The sequence below is a fragment of the Effusibacillus consociatus genome (assembly GCF_042652925.1).
Classification (GTDB): domain Bacteria; phylum Bacillota; class Bacilli; order Tumebacillales; family Effusibacillaceae; genus Effusibacillus; species Effusibacillus consociatus.
The window spans coordinates 1-2,879 of sequence record NZ_JBHSHC010000032.1; the positions used below are offsets into that span (position 1 = coordinate 1).

General features: G+C 48.1%; 2 protein-coding genes and 2 pseudogenes. 1 reads left to right on the forward strand and 3 read right to left on the reverse strand.

Translation table 11 applies throughout. From position 1 onward, the window contains the following. The 3 genes and pseudogenes from ACFO8Q_RS05400 to ACFO8Q_RS05410 all read right to left on the reverse strand — a co-directional run. Positions 1 to 478 (reverse strand): annotated as a pseudogene (locus ACFO8Q_RS05400) (IS1380 family transposase); the annotation flags it as partial. Positions 479 to 1,019: 541 nt separating this feature from the next. Continuing rightward, positions 1,020 to 1,181 carry an HAD hydrolase family protein gene (locus ACFO8Q_RS05405; RefSeq protein ID WP_380024710.1) on the reverse strand — a complete coding sequence of 54 codons (162 nt, stop codon included), beginning with the start codon at positions 1,179 to 1,181 and terminating at the stop codon, positions 1,020 to 1,022. 49 nt (positions 1,182 to 1,230) lie between these two features. Further along, positions 1,231 to 2,451: pseudogene (locus ACFO8Q_RS05410) on the reverse strand (transketolase-like TK C-terminal-containing protein); the annotation flags it as partial. A 65-nt stretch (positions 2,452 to 2,516) separates the two neighbouring features. Here ACFO8Q_RS05410 and ACFO8Q_RS05415 point away from each other — a divergent pair. Beyond that, on the forward strand, positions 2,517 to 2,879 hold a 363-nt coding region (locus tag ACFO8Q_RS05415; RefSeq protein WP_465251877.1), incomplete at its 3' end, for a hypothetical protein.

Sequence of the window (2,879 nt, forward strand, 5' to 3'; positions counted from 1 at the left end):
CGCCCGTCCGGGCTTTGTGTGCCAGCAGATCCCGATTCAGGGCGACAAGCTGAATCAGATGGCTCCAGGAAAGCTTGCTCAAGAAGCCGCGGAAGGTGCTTTCGTCAGGAAAACGGTCGATACCGGTGATGATCTGGTAACCGGGATCCGACTGTAGCGCATTCATGTGCTGAAAACGCGTGTAACCGAGAAGCGCACAGTCCAGCAGATGATCGACGAGCGTTCCGGCCGTGTAGATACAGTTGGCTTTTTGCTCCAGATGGAAGTGACTTTCGATGAGAGCATCCAGACCGATGAGTTCCTTGAATCGAGCGAGAAACTGGAAGTTACCCGCCTCGGTGACCGTATCGTTGTCGAAGGTGACGGGTCGCAGCTTCTTCACGATCTTCTTGATCCGACGACGCTCCTGCAGGATTTCGATTCGGCGTTCACGGCGTGTTTTTTGTTCTGGCGCATGGTTCGATGTCTGTGTTACCATGTTGCTAAGGACACTTCCTCTCGTGGTTATTTGCAAGGTTGCTTTAACCATTTGACAAGAGGCATGCAGTGTCCTGTTTTTTTGCAAAAAAATTAACAACTTTTTATGACCAATAAACCTTAATATGACCCGGTTATTTCAGCTTTCGAGCCTGTTACTTTCCGAATCCATTTAAAGATTCCACTTTGTAATTTTTTTGATCTTGGGCGCACTAAGCTTTGTGGCAAGACCTAATCCACGAGCCTTTGGGTCAACCAAGAGTAGACGCAGTTTGGCCCCGGTAAGCTTTATCATATATGCGCAGCTCAACCTGTATGGTTTTCCCGCACAAACGGCAAACAAAAGTTATAAGTTCCGCGATGCCTCCACATCCTTTTTATGAGTGATTAAAAATAGGCAAAACAAAAAGAAGGCCCTGCATAAGAGCGTCCACTATGGGTTCATTGATTATAATATTCTAACTCAACTTTCGCACACCGAACCCCCCAATAAACCCTTGATATATTTGGGCAGACTGGATAAAAACTTATCAAAAAGCTCGTTAAACTTCTCTTCGGTGAGAACAAGAACTTTCAGTTGCGATCGCAACTTTAATATTACGATCCTTCAGTTTTTCAATTGCCACTTTGGTATCGGGAGGTATCTTTTTTTCCTCATTTACTAAAGTTCCATCAATATCGAAAAAGACAATTTTATAAGGCATGTTCCTCCCCCTCGTGAATCATAATTCGAAGCTCTTTAAAATCTGATCCTTACAATAGTTTTTCAACCGTTGTCACAACATTATCTACCGTAAATCCATATTCCTGCATGATGCGATCACCGGGAGCGGAGGCACCGAATGTGGCAATTCCGATGATTACTCCCTGATCGCCGACATAACGTTCCCAGCCTAAAGGATGAGCCATTTCGATTGCTACTCGTGCTTTCACGTCAGGGAGCAGGACGGATTCTTTGTAAGCTTGATCTTGCTTTTCAAACAAATCCCAGCTCGGCATGCTTACGACGCGTACCGCGATTCCTTTTTCCGCAAGGGTTTTTTGGGCGTTTACCGCCAAACTGACTTCAGATCCCGTAGCCAAAAGAATAGCCTGCGGTTTTTCCCCGTTTGCCGGATCGGCGAGGACGTAAGCGCCTTTGGATACTCCTTCACTTGCTTTCGCTGATGTGCCTTCAAGCACAGGCAGCTTTTGGCGAGTTAGCACCATCGCCACCGGCTGCTCGTTGTGTCCGATCGAGTAACGGTAAGCTTCCATCGTTTCATTTGCATCGGCCGGCCTTAGAACCGTTAGTCCAGGCATCGCGCGTAGCGACGGAAGCTGTTCGATCGGCTCATGGGTCGGCCCGTCTTCCCCCACCGCTATACTGTCATGGGTAAACACATAGAGGACCGGCTGCTTCATCAGTGCGGACAAGCGAATCGCAGGGCGCAAATAGTCAGAGAAGACAAAAAAGGTTCCTCCATAAGGCCGAATTCCCCCATGTAAGGATAAGCCGTTTAACATTGCCCCCATCGCAAATTCACGAACACCGAACCAGACATTTCGCCCTGCATAATTTTCCCGTCCGAAAACCGGAAAATCCTTCAGTGTCGTATTATTGGATGAAGCCAAGTCGGCTGAGCCGCCAAACAAGCCCGGGAACCTTCCCGCAATGGCATTCAGTGCAACTCCGGATGATTCTCGGGTCGCTATCTTCGGAGCATCTGACGGGTAGACAGGAAGATCGGCATCCCAATCGGCTGGAAGCTCTCCCCGGATTGCCTGTTCCAATTGCTTGGCCAGTTCGGGATAAGCAGCTTGATAGCTCTCAACCAATTGGTGCCATTCCTCTTCTTTTTGTCTCACTTCCCCCTGCCATTCGGAAAAATATGCCTTTACCTGTTCCGGTATTTCGAACGGTTCATGCGTCCAGCCATACGCCTGCTTGGCTAACGACGACTCTTCCTTCCCTAACCCGGACGAGCCGGAACCAATAGGATTTTTGTAGACCCTTGTCGAAAAGAAAGAATAATCATACTCGACATGGAGGCCAAACAATGTTACTCACCGAACGATACAAAGACAAAATTAAGGGAGTGCTATCTTGCTATGATCGGATCGTGATTCATGGCAACATTCCGGATCTTTGCTTCGACGGTGGGATGCCTTCGTATTTGTACAAGAATAACATCAAGATTTTTGACTATCCTGAATGGGCGAATCGTCATCGGGAAGAATTACGGGAACACGCCGAACGAATCGCTCATGACAACGGATTGGAAATCGAGTTTATTCGTAAAATCGACTCCTTCCGCAAAGACGATCGTATTCAAGCCATTATCGAGAGCCACGGCGACCACCCCGGATTGGTGCACATCTTCTCGGCCATGGAGACCTGCACCAGCTATAAACCATGGCAC

Coding starts and splice junctions, on each gene's coding strand:
- ACFO8Q_RS05405 (WP_380024710.1), bottom strand. CDS start 1,181: ATGCCTTATAAAATTGTCTTTTTCGATATTGATGGAACTTTAGTAAAT.